General features: G+C 62.9%; 20 protein-coding genes. 6 read left to right on the top strand and 14 right to left on the bottom strand.

What is annotated here, in order from left to right; all coding sequences use genetic code 11:
* Window positions 1-21 precede the first annotated feature (21 nt).
* Window positions 22-630 (bottom strand): 2-hydroxychromene-2-carboxylate isomerase, encoded by a 609-nt coding sequence (locus tag GR183_RS09125; protein ID WP_160775291.1) that lies wholly within the window; start codon window positions 628-630, stop codon window positions 22-24.
* A gap of 121 nt (window positions 631-751) precedes the next feature.
* Here GR183_RS09125 and GR183_RS09120 point away from each other — a divergent pair, with 121 nt between their 5' ends.
* Entirely contained in the window at window positions 752-1594 is an 843-nt protein-coding gene (locus GR183_RS09120; RefSeq protein WP_160775290.1) for a phosphatase PAP2 family protein, read from the top strand.
* A 94-nt stretch (window positions 1595-1688) separates the two neighbouring features.
* Here the strand turns inward: GR183_RS09120 and GR183_RS09115 are convergent, their stop codons facing one another.
* The gene (locus GR183_RS09115) at window positions 1689-2144 is read right to left on the bottom strand and encodes a baeRF12 domain-containing protein (RefSeq protein WP_160775289.1); all 456 of its coding nucleotides are present in this window, start codon (window positions 2142-2144) and stop codon (window positions 1689-1691) included.
* 47 nt (window positions 2145-2191) lie between these two features.
* Window positions 2192-2656: a low molecular weight protein-tyrosine-phosphatase gene (locus GR183_RS09110; RefSeq protein WP_160775288.1), complete on the bottom strand. Its 465-nt coding sequence runs from the start codon at window positions 2654-2656 to the stop codon at window positions 2192-2194.
* Between the two features lie 95 nt (window positions 2657-2751).
* On the opposite strand from GR183_RS09110, the gene GR183_RS09105 reads away from it, so the two are divergent.
* On the top strand, window positions 2752-3045 hold the full coding sequence (locus GR183_RS09105) for a 4a-hydroxytetrahydrobiopterin dehydratase (RefSeq protein WP_160775287.1): 294 nt from the start codon (window positions 2752-2754) through the stop codon (window positions 3043-3045).
* Window positions 3046-3053: 8 nt separating this feature from the next.
* Here GR183_RS09105 and GR183_RS09100 read toward each other — a convergent pair whose 3' ends face one another.
* On the bottom strand, window positions 3054-3287 hold the full coding sequence (locus GR183_RS09100; RefSeq protein WP_160775286.1) for a sulfurtransferase TusA family protein: 234 nt from the start codon (window positions 3285-3287) through the stop codon (window positions 3054-3056).
* Window positions 3288-3370: 83 nt separating this feature from the next.
* On the opposite strand from GR183_RS09100, the gene GR183_RS09095 reads away from it, so the two are divergent.
* Window positions 3371-3922, top strand: coding sequence for a DUF924 family protein (locus GR183_RS09095; RefSeq protein ID WP_160775285.1), 552 nt, complete (start codon window positions 3371-3373; stop codon window positions 3920-3922).
* Window positions 3923-3935: 13 nt separating this feature from the next.
* Here GR183_RS09095 and GR183_RS22255 read toward each other — a convergent pair whose 3' ends face one another.
* Complete coding sequence (locus GR183_RS22255; protein WP_160775284.1) at window positions 3936-4718, bottom strand: AEC family transporter; 783 nt, start codon at window positions 4716-4718, stop codon at window positions 3936-3938.
* Between the two features lie 15 nt (window positions 4719-4733).
* The gene (locus GR183_RS09085) at window positions 4734-4937 is read right to left on the bottom strand and encodes a hypothetical protein (RefSeq protein ID WP_160775283.1); all 204 of its coding nucleotides are present in this window, start codon (window positions 4935-4937) and stop codon (window positions 4734-4736) included.
* Window positions 4938-5339: 402 nt separating this feature from the next.
* On the opposite strand from GR183_RS09085, the gene GR183_RS09080 reads away from it, so the two are divergent.
* The 3 genes from GR183_RS09080 to GR183_RS09070 all read left to right on the top strand — a co-directional run bounded on the left by GR183_RS09080 (window position 5340) and on the right by GR183_RS09070 (window position 8545).
* Window positions 5340-5678, top strand: coding sequence for a P-II family nitrogen regulator (locus GR183_RS09080; protein WP_160775282.1), 339 nt, complete (start codon window positions 5340-5342; stop codon window positions 5676-5678).
* Window positions 5679-5704: 26 nt separating this feature from the next.
* Window positions 5705-7051 carry an ammonium transporter AmtB gene (amtB, locus tag GR183_RS09075; RefSeq protein ID WP_160775281.1) on the top strand — a complete coding sequence of 449 codons (1347 nt, stop codon included), beginning with the start codon at window positions 5705-5707 and terminating at the stop codon, window positions 7049-7051.
* Between the two features lie 279 nt (window positions 7052-7330).
* The gene (locus tag GR183_RS09070) at window positions 7331-8545 is read left to right on the top strand and encodes an ammonium transporter (protein WP_160775280.1); all 1215 of its coding nucleotides are present in this window, start codon (window positions 7331-7333) and stop codon (window positions 8543-8545) included.
* A 90-nt stretch (window positions 8546-8635) separates the two neighbouring features.
* On the opposite strand, the gene GR183_RS09065 is transcribed toward GR183_RS09070, so the two are convergent.
* From GR183_RS09065 to GR183_RS09030, 8 genes are all read right to left on the bottom strand, one after another.
* Window positions 8636-9523, bottom strand: coding sequence for a cation diffusion facilitator family transporter (locus GR183_RS09065; RefSeq protein WP_160775279.1), 888 nt, complete (start codon window positions 9521-9523; stop codon window positions 8636-8638).
* A 220-nt stretch (window positions 9524-9743) separates the two neighbouring features.
* Window positions 9744-10418 carry a DUF1223 domain-containing protein gene (locus GR183_RS09060; RefSeq protein WP_244313656.1) on the bottom strand — a complete coding sequence of 225 codons (675 nt, stop codon included), beginning with the start codon at window positions 10416-10418 and terminating at the stop codon, window positions 9744-9746.
* A 224-nt stretch (window positions 10419-10642) separates the two neighbouring features.
* The gene (locus tag GR183_RS09055; RefSeq protein ID WP_160775277.1) at window positions 10643-11266 is read right to left on the bottom strand and encodes a DsbE family thiol:disulfide interchange protein; all 624 of its coding nucleotides are present in this window, start codon (window positions 11264-11266) and stop codon (window positions 10643-10645) included.
* Window positions 11263-11451 carry a heme exporter protein CcmD gene (ccmD, locus tag GR183_RS09050; protein WP_160775276.1) on the bottom strand — a complete coding sequence of 63 codons (189 nt, stop codon included), beginning with the start codon at window positions 11449-11451 and terminating at the stop codon, window positions 11263-11265. The genes GR183_RS09055 and ccmD overlap by 4 nt, the downstream gene beginning before the upstream one ends.
* 8 nt (window positions 11452-11459) lie before the next feature.
* Window positions 11460-12218, bottom strand: coding sequence for a heme ABC transporter permease (locus GR183_RS09045; RefSeq protein WP_160775275.1), 759 nt, complete (start codon window positions 12216-12218; stop codon window positions 11460-11462).
* A 126-nt stretch (window positions 12219-12344) separates the two neighbouring features.
* Complete coding sequence (locus GR183_RS09040) at window positions 12345-13676, bottom strand: HlyC/CorC family transporter (protein ID WP_160775274.1); 1332 nt, start codon at window positions 13674-13676, stop codon at window positions 12345-12347.
* A gap of 27 nt (window positions 13677-13703) precedes the next feature.
* On the bottom strand, window positions 13704-14837 hold the full coding sequence (gene aroB / locus GR183_RS09035) for a 3-dehydroquinate synthase (RefSeq protein WP_160775273.1): 1134 nt from the start codon (window positions 14835-14837) through the stop codon (window positions 13704-13706).
* Window positions 14834-15451: a shikimate kinase gene (locus GR183_RS09030; protein WP_160775272.1), complete on the bottom strand. Its 618-nt coding sequence runs from the start codon at window positions 15449-15451 to the stop codon at window positions 14834-14836. Before GR183_RS09030 ends, aroB begins: the two co-directional genes overlap by 4 nt.
* Window positions 15452-15512: the final 61 nt, after the last annotated feature.

The following is a 15512-nucleotide window of genomic DNA, read 5'->3' as shown; positions in this document are numbered from 1 at the left end:
GCCTCTTCAAGGGCCACGAATTTATCCTGGGTGGCGAAGCGCCCAGTCCAGAGCTTCGTCCAGCCGGTCGTTACCCCAGAAAAGTTCGCCGTCGGGCGTGACGAAACTCGGCGCGCCGAATATGCCGAGACGCTTCGCCTCCTCCACCTCCGCTCGCAGGGCGTCCTTCACCTCACCCGTTTCGATACGTTGCATGACGTTCTTCGCCGGCGCGCCTATGTCGACGAGAACGCAAGCGAGGAACGCGGCATCCGAAATATCCTGCCCCTGTCCGAACTCCGCCGCATAGACGGCCCGCACGAAGCTGCCGATCCATTCGCTTTTCCGCAGGCACCAGGCGATGCGCGCCGCCTTAATGCCGTTTTGGGGGAACGGCACGGGGTGCGTGAACGGCAGGGAGAAGCGCTCGCACTGGCGTTCCATGTCGCGCCACATATAGGCGCCCTTGGCGGGCTGCAGGTTGAAAGGCGATGTCGACCAGCCAAGCTCCGCGAATATCGGACCGAGCAGGAATGGCCGCCAGTCGATATCGACGCCTCGCTCGCGTGCAAGCGTCTCGATGCGCATTGCGCTCAGGTAGCTGTAGGTCGACGCGAATTCGAACCAGAAGGAGATTGCGGGCTTCGTCATGGGCACTCTCGTTGATCGATCCGTCGGCAAGGGCGTCAAATCGGCCATTGGACGGTTACGTCAATTGGGTTAGTGAAGCTTTGAAGGCAATTTGGGTAAAAGCAGGATTCCACGGCACGAAATGCAGCACACCTCCGCCAAAGGCCCATGGAAGAAGACGGTCGGGATCGCGGCGCGCCATCCCGTGTTCGCAACGCTTGTCTATATCGTGCTCGTCTCCGCCTTTTTCCTCGTCTTTCCGGGCGTGGACCGTGCGGTTTCGGCGATATTCTACGACGGCAACGCCGGCTTTTGGGCCACCCGGTCTCCCTTCCTGAACGATTTGCGCCGCCTGGGTCTGTTCCTCGTCAAGCTGGTTGCGGTCGCCAGCGTCGCGGTCCTTCTCCTGAAGCTCGCCTTCCCGGACCGCAAGTCCGTCGCCCCCTTGCGCGCGCCGCTTTTTCTTCTTTCAACGCTCATCCTCGCGCCCGGCATCGTCGTCAACGCGATTCTGAAGGACAACTGGGGCAGGCCGCGCCCGCGCAATGTCGATATTTTCGGCGGCGACATGCCTTACGTTCCCGTCTGGCATGTGACGGACTATTGCGACGCGAACTGCTCGTTCGTGTCCGGCGAGGCATCTTCCAGCATCTGGCTCCTGTCGCTGGCGTTTCTCGCGCCGAAACCCTGGCGGGCGCCCGTCGCCGCTGCCGTTCTAGTGCTAGCCGCCGCCCTTTCGCTGAACCGCGTCGCCTTCGGCGGGCATTTCCTCTCCGATACGCTGATTTCCTGGGGGATCACCTTCCTGATCCTGCTGATCGCCTATCGGATCTTCTATGCGCACCCGCCTGAATTCCTCACCGAAGCTGCCCTGGAACGCGGGTTCTCGCGCGCGGGACAGGCGCTCAGGCGCGGCATCGCAAAAACGGCGTCTCGCATTCGCTCCGGGTTCGCAAGGTGGGCGGGGAAGTTCGGAAAAGAATAAGCTCCGGCCGTCGATGTCCGCCATGCCGGACGCGCCGCGGCATGAAGGGCCATGGCGCAGCTCCGGTCTCCATCTCCCGGAACGATTTCCGCCGTCAATCCTTCGTCGAGAGTATCTGCTCGATCTTCGACGGCGGATGGCCGGTCAGCGTCTTGTCCACTTCAGCTACGATGCGGCTCAATACCTCCTTGTGGAACGATTTGCGCAGATCGCCCAGCGTCATGGGCGGAGCCGCCACCACCAGCTTGGAATACCGCCCCTTGTGCGCCGCCTTGTAGAGCGCATCGGCGATTTCCTTGGCGAAGCGGTGCTTTTCAAGCTTGTGCCAGTCGGTGACCTCGACGGCACTCTTGTGTTGGCTCGTCGGCCCGTCGCTCAGGCGCCCCGGCGCATCCGTCCCCTGTTCGCGCGTCGCGGGGTTTTCATGTTCGAGGATCTGCACCACCTGCAGGTTCGGGTAGTCGGCATCGCCCTCGTTGCGGAAGACAAGCGCCTTCTCGCCGTCGCCGACGAGCACCCACGCGTCGTGGTCGATACGCACTCCGCTCATGTCATGTCCTCCTTGTTTTCGGTGCCAGGCTCAAAGCCCAACAGTTTCTACCCCGCCACGGTTCCGTTTCGTGCGCGAATTTCATCGATCAGCGCAAGCGAGCCGCCCCGGACCATCCGGTAGACATCCGTGAAACCGTCATCCCCGCCATAATAGGGGTCGGGCACGTCCACCGCGAGAAACCGGCGAAGCTCGGCGCTCCCGTTTGCGGGCCGCAGGCGTTCGAGCGCGGCAAGGTTGGAGCCGTCCATCGCGAGGATAAGATCGAAACGGGAGAAATCCTCGGCGCTTACCTGCCGTGCCCTCAGTCCCGTAATATCGATCCCGTGCCGGTGCGCGATACCGATCGAGCGCGGGTCGGGCGCCTTGCCGATGTGCCACGCGCCCGTACCGGCGGAATCGGCCGCGACATCGCGCTCCAGTCCGGCTGCTTGCGCCTCGTGGCGGAAAATTCCTTCCGCCAGCGGCGAGCGGCAGATGTTGCCAAGGCAGACGAACAGGACGGAGTACATTGGATGATCGACCTTCTCTTGCCCGCTGTTGGAGTAGGATATCCAATCAAGCTCATGTGGGGAAAGGGGCGTAACGACGCAACGGGAGAAAGCGAATGGCCGAATTGCTGGACCGGAATACCCGCGCCGAAGCGCTCGATACCCTCAAGGGCTGGTCGCCCGTCGAGGGGCGGGACGCCATCACAAGGACCTTCGAATTCAAGAACTTCGTCGAGGCTTTCGGCTTCATGACGAAGGTCGCCTTGAGGGCCGAAAAGATGAACCACCATCCCGAATGGTCGAATGTCTACAGGACGGTCGTCGTCACGCTTTCGACCCACGACGCAGGCGGACTTACGGAACTCGATGTGAAACTCGCAAGGGCCATCGACAGGCTCGCGGGCGAATAGCTGACCGATCAGCCTTTTTCGATCACGAAGCGCGACAATTCGCCGTCCACTTCCTGGGAGAGAAGCCGGTGGCCTGCCTCCTTGCAGAAGTGGGGAATGTCGATGGTCGCCAGCGGGTCGGTCGCCTCGATCGAGACCCGAGCCCCGGTTGAGAGCCGCGACATGGCCTTGCGTGCCTTGAGCACCGGCAGCGGGCATTTCAGCCCTTTCAAATCGAGGTGAAGATCGTTTTCGCTCAACATCGGCCCCATGGCGGAAAGTATGCTGCTATATAGTTCGGAATCGCCATATTCGAAAAGACCTTAATAAGATCAGAGTCGGCCCGATGAGCATGAGCCTTCCCTCGCCTTTCGAAGTTCTGGATTTCTGGTGGCGGGCCGGTCCGTCCAAATGGTTCGCAAGGAACGACGCTTTCGACAAGGAGATCCGGACGCGTTTTTCCAGTGCGGTTGAGGCCGGCCTGAACGGCGATCTCGACGATTGGGCGAATGCGCCGCATTCGGCTCTGGCGCTCATCATCCTGCTCGACCAGTTCCCGCGCAACATCTTCCGCGGCTCGCCGCGCGCCTTTTCGGGCGATGCGAAAGCGCTGGAGGTTGCGACGCGCGCCGTGGACGAAGGCTTCGACCTGGCATTTCCCAAGGAAGCCCGCACCTTCTTCTACCTGCCGTTCGAGCATACGGAGGATATTGCCGCGCAAGAGCGTTCGGTCGATCTTTTCCGCCGCAACGGCAGGGAAAACGAACAGCTCTACGCGCTCATCCACCTTGACGTAATCCGCCGCTTCGGCCGCTTCCCTCACCGCAACGAGGTTCTTGGCCGCAAGACGACCGAGGCCGAGGCCGCCTATCTCGCGGACGGCGGTTTCTCCGGCTAACCGGGGTTGCAGGTCATATCCAGTAGGTCAGGGCGAGCGGCAGCACGACGATCGTGAGCAACGTGGAGACAAGCACGAGGCTCGCCACGTCCGGCCCGTTTTCCGGCATGTGCTTCATCGCCATGAGGTAGGAAAAGACGGAGCACGGCATCAGGCTTTGCAGGATGAAGATCGCCCGCGCCGTGCCGGTCAGGCCCGCAAGCGCGACAACCGTTGCCGCGACGCCGCCGGCAAGTGCCAGATGCAGGAGCGAAAGAACCGCTCCGCGCCGCACGTTTTCAAGCGTCAGCGAGGCGATGGTGACGCCGAGCGTGATCAGCATCAGCGGGATCGCCGCTCCTCCCAGGATCGACAAGGTGTCGCTCAGGATTGCGGGCAGCTTCAGGTCGAACGCCATCAGGCCGACCCCGATGACGACCGAATAGAACATCGGCGAGCTGGCGAGGCGGGAAAGGCTCATCGTGCCCTGGGGTATCCATTCGCCTACCGTGAAAACACCGATGACCACGACGATGTAAAAGCCCATGGCATAGGAGAGCCCTTCTTCGCCGAAGGCGAGCGAGCAGACCGGCAGGCCGACATTTCCGACATTGGCAAGCATCATTGCGCCGGTATAGGTGCGCACGGACAAGCCCATAAGGCGAAGCACGATCGCAGCCAGAACCCCGACCGTGCCGATCGCCAGCGCGGCAAGGCCGGTGAATGCCGCGAGCTTTTCGAAGGAAACATGCTGCTCGGACAAATGCGATATCAGCAGCGCCGGAACCGCAATCGTCGTGACCACGGATGTGACCACCTAGAGCATATTCCGTCAAAACATAGCTGTTTTGACGACGAGAATATGCTCCAACATATTGATCCTGGAGCGATTTCTTATCACGAAAGCGCCTTCGCTTTCGTGGAAAGCGCTCGAGGTGTCGAAAGGCATCTTCGCCTTCACAAGGGCAAAGCCGCATGCCGCGCAAAGGAACACCGGACCGATCACGTTGAAAAGATGGCCGAGAAGTTCCTGCATCCGTGTCTCCCGGCATTTTCCCGCTTGAATGGCTCTCTGCCGATCTTCCCGAGATTGGCCGCTACGTAAACATGCATTTACGTATGATTTGCATATTGTTTAATCATATCTGCAATTTTAATTTGCTCAAAATTTAGGCAATCAAGCAAGTCGAAGCCTCCCAGCCATACTCCCCCCGCCGGGAATATTGCGCTGCAGTATAGCGCCTTGAGAATCCACGCCGAATCGCGCTGAGAAATCCCGTAACGCCTCTGATTTCGCCCACATTTGCCGAGTTGGCACGGTCCTTGAAATAACGCATGGGCATCGGCCTTTCCCGCCGCTTCCGGCGGCCGGGTTGAACAAAGCCGGTCCGCAAGAGGCGCCGGCGGAGAAAGTTAAGAAAAGGATCGGGAAGCGAGCATGAAAATTGTGATGGCTATCATCAAGCCGTTCAAGCTCGACGAGGTGCGCGATGCCCTCACGAGCATCGGCGTCCAGGGCATCACCGTCACCGAGGTGAAGGGCTACGGGCGCCAGAAAGGACATACCGAGATTTATCGCGGCACCGAATACGCGGTGAGCTTCCTGCCGAAGCTCAAGATAGAGGTCGCCGTTCCGTCCGAGGCCGTCGACAAGGTCGTGGAGGCGATCGCCTCCGCCGCCAAGACAGGCCAGATCGGCGACGGCAAGATCTTCGTTTTCCAGATCGACCAGGCACTGCGTATCCGCACCGGCGAATCCGACGCCGAAGCGCTTTGACCGCACGACTACCGAAGGAAACTCCCATGAAGAACCTCACCCTCCTTACAGCCGCAGCGGTCGGTGGCGTGCTCGTCGGCCTCGACCCGGCGCTCGCCCAGGACACCACCGCTGCCGCTGCCGAAACCGCTGCGGTCGAATTCGCAGCGGCCGCCGACACGGCCTATATCTTCAACACGCTCCTGTTTTTGATCGGCGGCTTCCTCGTCATGTTCATGGCGGCGGGCTTCGCCATGCTCGAGGCCGGCCTTGTCCGCTCCAAGAACGTGTCGATGCAGTGCCTGAAGAACATCGCCCTTTATTCCATCGCCTCGCTGATGTTCTGGATCTTCGGCTACAACCTCATGTACGACGGTGTCGACGGCGGCTTCATCGGCTCGTTCACGCCGAAGGCGATCCCCGCTCCCGACGCCGATCCGGGCGACTATGCGGCGGCTTCCGACTTCTTCTTCCAGCTCGTCTTCTGCGCGACCACGGCATCCATCGTCTCGGGCACCTTGGCCGAGCGCATCAAGCTTTGGCCGTTCCTGATCTTCACGGTCATTCTCACCGGCTTCATCTATCCGATCGCCGGTTCCTGGCAGTGGGGCGCGGGCTGGCTCTCCGAGATGGGCTTTTCCGATTTCGCGGGCTCCACGCTCGTGCACTCGGTCGGCGGCTGGGCCGCTCTCGCCGGCGTCCTCGTGCTTGGCGCGCGTAAAGGCAAGTTCGGTGCGGACGGTCAGGTCCATGCCCTTCCAGGCTCGTCGATGCCGCTCGCCACGCTCGGCACCTTCGTCCTGTGGCTCGGCTGGTTCGGCTTCAACGGCGGCTCGCAGCTTGCCATGGGCACCATGGCGGACGCTTCGTCAGTCGCCCGCATCTTCGTGAACACGAACGCTGCCGCAGCAGCCGGCGTTGTGGTCGCCATCGTCGCGACGCAGATCATGTACAAGAAGGTCGACATCACCATGGCGCTCAACGGCGCTCTGGCCGGCCTCGTGTCCATCACGGCGGAGCCGCTGATGCCCAGCATCTTCATGGCGGTCGTCATCGGCGGCATCGGCGGCATCATCGTCGTCATCGTCGTGCCGCTGCTCGACAAGCTGAAGATCGACGATGTGGTCGGCGCCATTCCGGTCCACCTTGTCGCCGGCATCTGGGGCACGCTGGCCGTGCCGCTCACCAACGACGGCACCAGCTTCGGCACGCAGATCGTCGGCATCGTCTCCTACGGCGTCTTCGCCTTTGTCGCGAGCCTGGTGATCTGGCTCATCCTCAAGGCCACCATCGGCATCCGCGTTTCCGTAGAGGAAGAGGCGCTCGGCCTCGACAAGGCGGAAATCGGCGTGGAAGCCTATCCGGAGTTCGGCGTCGGCAGCCAGCGCGTCTGACACCGCAACATCTCTACCCGTCGCGCTTTCCCGATCCGGAAAGCGCTACCTTCGGCCCCGGCCATGCGCCGGGGCCTTTTTCACGTTTGCCTGCGTATTCGCCAGTTTGCCTAGCGAATGTGCCTCGTTTTTTGGCAAATGCGATCCTTCGCCGCAAATCGATACGAACTGACGCTGCGTTTGCCGACGGAAACGGCACCTTGCCCAAATGGCATGCCTCTTGAATTCGTATCTGCCCGAAATGCCGGCAAACGGCGAAACGGCAGGGGGCATTGTTTTATGAACGAGGGTGCAAACGTCTTTTTCGTGCTTTTGGGCGCGATACTGGTCTTTGCCATGCACGGCGGCTTCGCGTTTCTGGAGGTTGGCTCGGTCAGGCACAAGAATCAGGTGAACGCGCTCGTAAAGATCCTCGTCGATTTCGCGCTGTCCACGCTCGCCTATTTCATCATCGGCTACACGATCGCCTATGGCACGACCTTCCTTGCAAGCGCGGCCACGCTTTCGGGTGAGAACGGCGGCGGTTTCGAGCTTCAGGGCCTGACGCTCGTGAAGTTCTTTTTTCTCACCACCTTCGCCGCCGCGATTCCGGCAATCGTCTCGGGTGGTATTGCGGAACGCATGAAGTTCGTGCCCCAGTGCCTGGCGACACTCGCTCTCGTAGGCCTTGCCTATCCCTTCTTCGAAGGCATCGTCTGGAACGGCAATTTCGGCTTCCAGGGCTGGCTGGAGGCCGCTTTCGGCGCACCGTTCCATGACTTCGCGGGCTCCGTCGTCGTCCATGCGGTCGGCGGCTGGATTGCCCTTGGCGCGGTGCTTCATCTGGGCGCGCGCCTCGGCCGCTACACGGCGGATGGCAGGGCTATCGGCATCCCTCCGTCCTCGCTGCCCTGGCTTGCGCTCGGCTCCTGGCTCCTGTGCGTCGGCTGGTTCGGCTTCAACGTGATGACGGCCGGCTCGCTGGAGGCCATCTCCGGCCTCGTCGCGCTCAATTCGCTCATGGCCATGGTCGGCGGCATTCTGGTCGCGCTTGTCGTCGGGCGCAACGATCCCGGCTTCGTCCACAACGGCGCGCTCGCCGGGCTTGTCGCGGTTTGCGCGGGCTCGGACGTCATGCACCCGCTCGGCAGCCTTCTCGTCGGCGGCGTCGCGGGCGCGATCTTCGTCAAGGGCTTCGAGTGGTGCCAACTCAAGCTGAAAGTGGACGATGTGCTCGGCGTCTGGCCGCTGCATGGCATCTGCGGCGCCTGGGGCGGCATCGCGGCCGGCGTCTTCGGGCTGGAGACGATGGGCGGCATCGGCGGCGTCAGCTTCGCCTCGCAGGTCATCGGCACGTTCGCCGGCGTCGTCTTCGCCTTCGCCGCCGGATATCTCGTCTACGGCGTGCTGAAGGCAATCCAGGGCATACGCCTGTCGCCCGAAGAAGAGCGGCGCGGCGCGGACCTTTCCATCCACAAGATCGGCGCCTCGCCCGAGCATGATATCGGTCGCTGAAGCGGCTTTAAATGTTCTCCCTGAGGGTGCAGCCGCCCTCGAACTTGGCCCGGAACGAATCCGTCCCGGGCCTTTTCTTTTGGGCAACCGCTAGAGAACAACGATGCCGGAGTGCTTGGCCTTCTGTTCCGGCTCCACATGGATCGTCGTTTTCGCACCGGCCACTTCCTCGCCGATCGCCGCCTCGATCCGGTCGCAGATGTCATGCGCATCGACGACCGTCATCTCCGCCGGCACCACGAGGTGAAAGTCGATGAAGGTCACCCGCCCCGCGGGCCTCGTCCTGAGGTCATGCGCTTCCAGCGCGCCTTCGCCCGCCGCGGAAATGATATCGCGGATCTTGTCCTGAACCTCCTGCGAGGCCGCTTCGTCCATCAGCCCGCCGATCGATTCCTTTACGAGCTGCCACCCCGACCAGAGGATGTTGAGCGCCACGAGCGCACCTAGCAGCGGATCGAGCGTGAGCCACCCCGTCAGGAACACCAGCGCCACGCCTGCAAGGACGCCAAGGGATGACACCACGTCGGTGACGAGGTGCTTGCCGTCCGCCACCAGCGCCAGCGAGCGCGCCTTTCGGCCATGGCGGATCAGCACATAGGCCCAGGCCGCGTTGATCAGGCTCGCCCCGCCGTTGACGGCGAGCGCTTCGATGGTGAAATCGACCGGCTTTTGCGCGTTGAAGGCGAACCATGCCTCGCGGGCGATCGAAAGGGCGGCAAGCACGATCATCACGCCGACGAAGACGGCGGCGAAATATTCCACCTTGTGGTGGCCATATGGGTGGTTGCTGTCTGCGGGTTTCGATGCGTACCAGACGGCGCCCAGTGCTGCGATGGCGGAGGCGACGTTGACGACCGATTCAAGCGCGTCGGAATAAAGCGCCACCGAGCCCGTCAAATGATAGGCCACATATTTCAGCGCCAGAACGACGATGCCGACGACGACGCTGCCGAAGGCGATGCGCAGACGAACTTCCATCGACGCCACACTCTTTGCCGGGCAGGGCCGAGCTCCGCGAAACGGAAATTCGGCGCATCGCCAGTGAAAACTGGCAATGGCCTATCATCTTTTTCCGCTCACGCAAGGTAGGGATGTGCTCAATCGGGCGGCAATCCATGGAAAAACCGGCGGAACCGTCTGATTCCGCCGGTCTGATTGCGGCGCTTCAAGGTCCGGATCACGTTGCCTTGCGGCAGCCTCAGTGGATCGCGGCACCCAGAATCGGGCCCGGCCTGCCCCGCTCCTCGATCTGGACAAGGGCCGCGAACCGGTCCGTCTTCATGCGCTCGAGTTCGCTGGCCGGCAGGCTGAAACTCGCCTTTCCGCCTTTCCACATACCGACGGCGCGCATGTCCCGCACGATATTCGTATAGGTGATGGTTCGGCCCGTGTTCTCGCCCCTGCCGATCTGCACGGTCTCGCTGCTGTCGACGAAGAGGAAGAAGACGGTCGCGGATTTGGTGCCCTCCGGCAGGTCGCCGTCGATCTCGATCTCGATCAGTTCGCCCGCGGCCTTTACATCCACGTCGCAAGGCATGGCGGAAGCGGCGCGAAGATGGGCCGCGATGGCCCGCGCGTCGGAGCCGACCATATGCGGGCCGCCGTTCACGACGATCTGCGGTGTATAGACCGAACGGTCGCCACGCCGCTCCGCATAGCCGCGCTGGCGTGCGCTGTAGGCGGGGGAGGCCAGTGTGTCCCGCCACCCCAGGTAGTCCCAGTAATCCACCGGGAAGGAAAGCGCCACGATTCCCGGTTGATCGGCAACCTTCTCAAGGAGCTTGTCCGCCGGCGGGCAAGATGAACACCCTTGACTTGTGAACAACTCAAGCACTGCCGTTTCGCCGGCGCTTGCCGGTACGCTGAAAATCATTGCCAAACTCAATATTGCCGCCCCTAACCGGGCGGAAGCGTTGAATATTCCCATCGAAAGTCCTGCTTACGATCTTGGTTCGCTCGGTTGAATAAAGGATATGCAAGCAGGGCAGCCGAGACGAGTCACGAGCCGGTGAGACGATGACGGCAGTTTACCGCGAATCCCGCCGGCTGTCGCTCAAGGCAACATTAAAACAACGGTTTTCCTGAGGTTTCGGGCAATCAGGAACCGGCTGACGTGCCCGCGGGCGAGGCGATCACTTTTTCGAGTTCCGGCAGAAAGGTGCTCGCGTAGGTTTCTTCCGAGAGCGGGCCGATGAACTTGAAGCGGATGGTACCGCCCGCATCGACGATAAAGGTCTCCGGCACGCCGTAGACGCCCCAGTCGATCGTGGCGCGCCCGGCCTCGTCGGCGCCGATGAGGGCATAGGGGTTGCCGAGGCTGCCGAGGAAGCGGCGCGCGTTCTCCGGCTTGTCCTTGTAGTTGATGCCGACCACCTGCACCCGATCATCCTGCGACAGCCGCTCCAGCAGCGGATGTTCCTGCCGGCACGGCACGCACCATGAGGCGAAGACATTCACCACGCTGACGTGCCCGAGCAGGTCCGCGCGCGAAAGGCCTGCCACCTGTTCGCCGGCGCGTTCCAGCTCCGGAACGGGCGCGAGCGAGAACTCCGGCGCTGGCTTGCCGATCAGCGCGGAAGGCACCTCGCTCGTGTCGCCGCCGTCCAGAAGCTGGACGAGGAAGAGGCCTGCCAGCGCCGCGAAAACGACAAGCGGCAGGAGAGCCACGACGGGCAGGCGGCGCTTGCGCGCGCTTTCGCCGGTTGTGTTGTCAGCGCTCATTTTCGACTCTTCACTCCGTCTTCGGCGGAGCGGCGCGAAACGCCGCGCCTTTCAAGTTCGCCGAGCGCGCGCTTCTGCCGCGTGAAATCGATGCGGATCCACACGATCAGCGCGAGTGCGACAAGGACCGTGATCGCATAGGACGCGACGATGAAGGTGCTGTGAGGTCCGAGATCCAGCAGCATCGTTCGTCTCACTCCGCAGCTTGCGCGGTGGCCGCCGCCGGCTGGACCTGCGCTGCGCGCATTTGCAGGGTGCGCACGCGCCGGCGCAGGATCTCGTTGCGCATCGCCATGATGTGCACCACCAGGAAGAACAGCGTAAAGGCAAGCGCCATGACCAGAAGCGGCCAGAGGATCGTGGGGTGGATCGTCGGCCCGTCGAGGCGGATGACGCTTGCCGGCTGGTGAAGCGTGTTCCACCAGTCGACGGAAAACTTGATGATCGGCAGGTTCACCGCACCCACCAGCGTCAGGATCGCCGCCGCTTTTCCCGCGCGGATCGGGTCCTCGATCGTCCGCCACAGCGCGATCAGGCCGAGGTACATGATGAAAAGTACCAGCACCGAGGTCAGCCGCGCGTCCCACACCCAGTAGGTGCCCCACATCGGCTTGCCCCAGAGCGAGCCCGTCAGCAACGCGATGAAGGTGAACGCGGCACCGATGGGCGCCGCCGCCTTGGCGGAGACGTCGGCCAGCGGATGCTTCCACACCAGCGTGCCGAGCGCCGAGAGCGTCATGGTGGCGTAAGCAAACATGGCAAGCCACGCGGCGGGAACGTGGATGAACATGATCTTCACCGTCGCGCCCTGCTGGTAGTCGTCGGGCGCGACGAAAAAGGCCATGTACAGGCCAACCGCGAAACACGCGATGGTGAGCGCTACCAGCCACGGCAGGATGCGGCCTGCGAGCGTCATGAACCGTGTGGGGTTGGCGAGATCGATAAGAGCCATGGAACCGTTCTAATCCGCGTCCGTCGCGCTTTCAATGCAACGTTCCGCGACCAATCGCCTTGATTGGCGTCAAGATCGGATATGGCCGCTTTCACTCCCTCATTCAACCCGGAGGGCTTGAAACGCTCACCCCCGCCCCGCATTGGCGGACGGGATGACGGCGCTCTTGACGCCGAAGACGCGGTCGTTTTCGGCAAGCGGCATGATCCTGAGGCGGGTGATGCGGTTCTTTTCGCGCCGAAGCACCGTGATGCGGAAGCCGTAGAAGGTGAAGACCTGCCGCTCGTCCGGGATCATGCGCGCTTCGTGGATGACGAGCCCGGCGATCGTCGTCGCCTCCTCGTCCGGCAGGTCCCAGTCGGTCGCGCGGTTGAGGTCGCGGATCGCCACCGACCCGTCGACGATGACCGAGCCGTCGGGCTGGGGGCGCACGCCCGGAAGCTCCACGTCGTGCTCGTCCGAAATCTCGCCGACGATCTCCTCCAGAATGTCCTCAAGCGTCACGAGGCCCATCACCTCGCCGTATTCGTCGATGACGAGGGCGAAATGCGCCTTGCGCTTCAAGAAGGCGTTGAGCTGGTCCTGAAGGCTCGTCGTGTCGGGCACGAACCAGGGCGGGCTGGCGATGTCCTCGATTTTCAGGTCGTCCGCGTTGCCGTTCGCCCGCGCCAGCGCGCGCAAAAGGTCCTTCGCGTGCAGGATGCCGATGAAATTGTCGCTTTCCCCGCGCCAGAGCGGCAGGCGCGTATAGGGGCTTTTCAGCGCCTCCTCGACGATCTTGTCCGGTGCGTCGTCGGCGTTGAGCGCCATGACGTTGGTGCGGTGGACCATGATGTCGGAAACCTCCAGCTCGGCGAGGTCGAGAAGCCCGCCGATCCGGTCGCGCTCGTCCTTCACGAGCCCGCCTTCCTTGTGCTGCAGGTCGACCGTGCCGCGCAGTTCCTCATGCGCGGAAAGCACCGCCTGGCCTTCCTCCACATTGACGCCGAAGAGGCGCAGGATGAAACGCACGATCTTCTCCACGCCCGCGACGATGGGGCCGAAGGTGCTGACGACCGGACTTACGATGGGCGAGACGGCAAGCGCGAAACGGTCGGGGCGGGAAATCGCCCAGGTCTTCGGCAGGACTTCGGAGAAGATCAGCACGAGGAAGGTCATCACCAGCGTGGCGTAGACGACGCCGGCATCGCCGAAGAGCGACAGAAGCACGTTCGTGGCAAGCGCGGAGGCGAGGATGTTGACCAGGTTGTTGCCCAGAAGCAGCGCGCCGATCAGCCGTTCGCGGGCGGCAATCAGCCTCGCCACAACCCCGGCGCGCTTGTCGCCCGATTTCTCAAGCTGGTGCATGCGCGCGCGCGATGCCGCCGTAAGCGCCGTTTCCGAGCCCGAGAAAAAGCCGGAAAGCACGAGCAGCACCAGGATCGCCAGCGTTGAAATCCAGAGTTGGGTATCGCTCATGTCAGGCCCTGTGGGTCTCGGTTCGGGTCAGTTCATTTCCTTTTCGAGGAACGCCAGCACGCTTTCGCGCTCCACGTTGCGCTCCACGAAGGATCGGCCGATGCCGCGCGTCAGAATGAAGGTAAGCGCGCCTTTCGTCACCTTCTTGTCCTGGGCGATGATGTCCAGAAGGGTCTCGGTGGGCGGTAACTGACCGGGAATATCGCTCATATGGGTGGGCAGGCCCACTTTTTGAAGGTGCGCCTCCACGCGGCGCGCGTCATCTTCGGCGCAAAGGCCGAGCGAAACGGAAAAATCATGCGCAAGGCGCATGCCGATCGCGACACCCTCGCCGTGGACGAGACGTTCGCCGTTGTAGTCTACCGCCGCTTCCAGCGCGTGGCCGAAGGTGTGGCCGAGGTTCAAAAGCGCGCGTGCGCCCGTCTCGAACTCGTCTTCGGCAACGATACGCGCCTTCGCCCGGCAGGATGTTGCGACGGCATGTTCGCGCTCCGCCCCGCCGGAGAAGATGCCCTCGTGGTTTTCCTCAAGCCAGGCGAAGAAGTCCGCGTCGTCGATCAACCCGTATTTCGCAACTTCGGCATAGCCGGCGCGGAACTCGCGTGGCGACAGCGTGTCGAGAAGCGCGGTATCGGCAAGGACGAGGCGCGGCTGGTGGAAGGCGCCGATCAGGTTCTTGCCATGGCGCGAGTTGATGCCCGTCTTGCCGCCGACCGAGCTGTCGACCTGGGCTAGCAGGCTCGTCGGCACCTGGATGAAATTCATGCCCCGGCGTACCGATGCCGCCACGAAGCCGGCAAGATCGCCGACGACGCCGCCGCCGAGCGCGACCACCGCGTCGCCGCGCTCCAGCTTCGCGGCGAGAACGTCGTCGCAAAGGCGCTCGAACATCGAGAAGCGCTTGGTGGATTCGCCCGCGGGAACCTTGAAGGTCACATGCTTCACGCCGGCTTCGTCAAGCGAGGCCTGAAGCGCTTCGAGGTGCGTTTTCGCAAGGTTCTCATCCGTGATGATCGCCGCGCGGGAACCCGGAAGCAGCGCCTTCAACCGTTCGCCGGCCTCCGCAAGAAGGCCGCGGCCGATGAGGATATCGTAGGAGCGCTCTCCCAGGTCGACACGGACGGTGTCGGGTGCTTCAGTTTCGGTGACTTGTGCGGTCATTGGCGGCTTTCCTCCCGGTCCGCCGGAGCGGCGATGCCGAGGTGGTTTTCCAGGGCGTCCAGGATTTCCAGGACGACGGTTTCATGCGGCACGTCGCGCGATTTCACGGTGATGTCCGCTAGCGCATAGACGGGGTAGCGCTCGTCGATCAGCCGGCGCATGACGCCTTCGGGATCGGGCTGCTGCAGGAGCGGGCGGTTGGAGCGCCGGCGCACGCGCATCATGACCACGTCGAATTCGGCCTTCAGCCAGACGCTGATCCCCGATCGCGCGATCGCCTCCCGTGTCTCGGGGTTCATATAGGCGCCGCCGCCGGTGGCCAGCACGCCCGTTCCCTCGTTCAGGAGACGGGCGATGACGCGCTGCTCGCCGGCGCGGAAATAGGCCTCGCCATGTTCGGCGAAGATTTCCGGGATCGTCATGTTCGCCGCCGTCTCGATCTCGTGGTCGGCATCGACGAAAGGAACGCCCAGCGCATTGGCCAGCCTGCGCCCGACGCTCGACTTGCCGCAGCCCATGATGCCGACGAGCACGATGGCGCGTTCGCCGATCGCCGCTCTCAGGCGGGCGATGCGCTCGCTCGTGGCAAGCGGCAGGGCCGGGGCCGGTGTCAAAGGCGCTACTCCCTTCGCGCGTTACATCCTTTTACGGACATGTATCTCCCGAAAGGGGGCT

It is taken from the genome of Stappia sediminis (genome assembly GCF_009826895.1).
Classification (GTDB): domain Bacteria; phylum Pseudomonadota; class Alphaproteobacteria; order Rhizobiales; family Stappiaceae; genus Hongsoonwoonella; species Hongsoonwoonella sediminis.
The sequence above is the reverse complement of the archived record's forward strand: the minus strand, read 5'-3'. Positions and strand labels throughout refer to the sequence as shown.

Coding starts and splice junctions, on each gene's coding strand:
- GR183_RS09055 (WP_160775277.1), bottom strand. CDS start 11,266: ATGAGCGCTGACAACACAACCGGCGAAAGCGCGCGCAAGCGCCGCCTG.
- amtB (WP_160775281.1), top strand. CDS start 5,705: ATGAAGAACCTCACCCTCCTTACAGCCGCAGCGGTCGGTGGCGTGCTC.
- GR183_RS09110 (WP_160775288.1), bottom strand. CDS start 2,656: ATGTACTCCGTCCTGTTCGTCTGCCTTGGCAACATCTGCCGCTCGCCG.
- aroB (WP_160775273.1), bottom strand. CDS start 14,837: ATGACCGCACAAGTCACCGAAACTGAAGCACCCGACACCGTCCGTGTC.
- GR183_RS09040 (WP_160775274.1), bottom strand. CDS start 13,676: ATGAGCGATACCCAACTCTGGATTTCAACGCTGGCGATCCTGGTGCTG.
- GR183_RS09100 (WP_160775286.1), bottom strand. CDS start 3,287: ATGTTGAGCGAAAACGATCTTCACCTCGATTTGAAAGGGCTGAAATGC.
- GR183_RS09065 (WP_160775279.1), bottom strand. CDS start 9,523: ATGGAAGTTCGTCTGCGCATCGCCTTCGGCAGCGTCGTCGTCGGCATC.
- GR183_RS09120 (WP_160775290.1), top strand. CDS start 752: ATGCAGCACACCTCCGCCAAAGGCCCATGGAAGAAGACGGTCGGGATC.
- GR183_RS09080 (WP_160775282.1), top strand. CDS start 5,340: ATGAAAATTGTGATGGCTATCATCAAGCCGTTCAAGCTCGACGAGGTG.
- GR183_RS09105 (WP_160775287.1), top strand. CDS start 2,752: ATGGCCGAATTGCTGGACCGGAATACCCGCGCCGAAGCGCTCGATACC.
- GR183_RS09045 (WP_160775275.1), bottom strand. CDS start 12,218: ATGGCTCTTATCGATCTCGCCAACCCCACACGGTTCATGACGCTCGCA.
- GR183_RS09095 (WP_160775285.1), top strand. CDS start 3,371: ATGAGCATGAGCCTTCCCTCGCCTTTCGAAGTTCTGGATTTCTGGTGG.
- GR183_RS09125 (WP_160775291.1), bottom strand. CDS start 630: ATGACGAAGCCCGCAATCTCCTTCTGGTTCGAATTCGCGTCGACCTAC.
- GR183_RS09060 (WP_244313656.1), bottom strand. CDS start 10,418: ATGATTTTCAGCGTACCGGCAAGCGCCGGCGAAACGGCAGTGCTTGAG.
- GR183_RS09085 (WP_160775283.1), bottom strand. CDS start 4,937: ATGCAGGAACTTCTCGGCCATCTTTTCAACGTGATCGGTCCGGTGTTC.
- GR183_RS09070 (WP_160775280.1), top strand. CDS start 7,331: ATGAACGAGGGTGCAAACGTCTTTTTCGTGCTTTTGGGCGCGATACTG.
- GR183_RS09115 (WP_160775289.1), bottom strand. CDS start 2,144: ATGAGCGGAGTGCGTATCGACCACGACGCGTGGGTGCTCGTCGGCGAC.
- ccmD (WP_160775276.1), bottom strand. CDS start 11,451: ATGCTGCTGGATCTCGGACCTCACAGCACCTTCATCGTCGCGTCCTAT.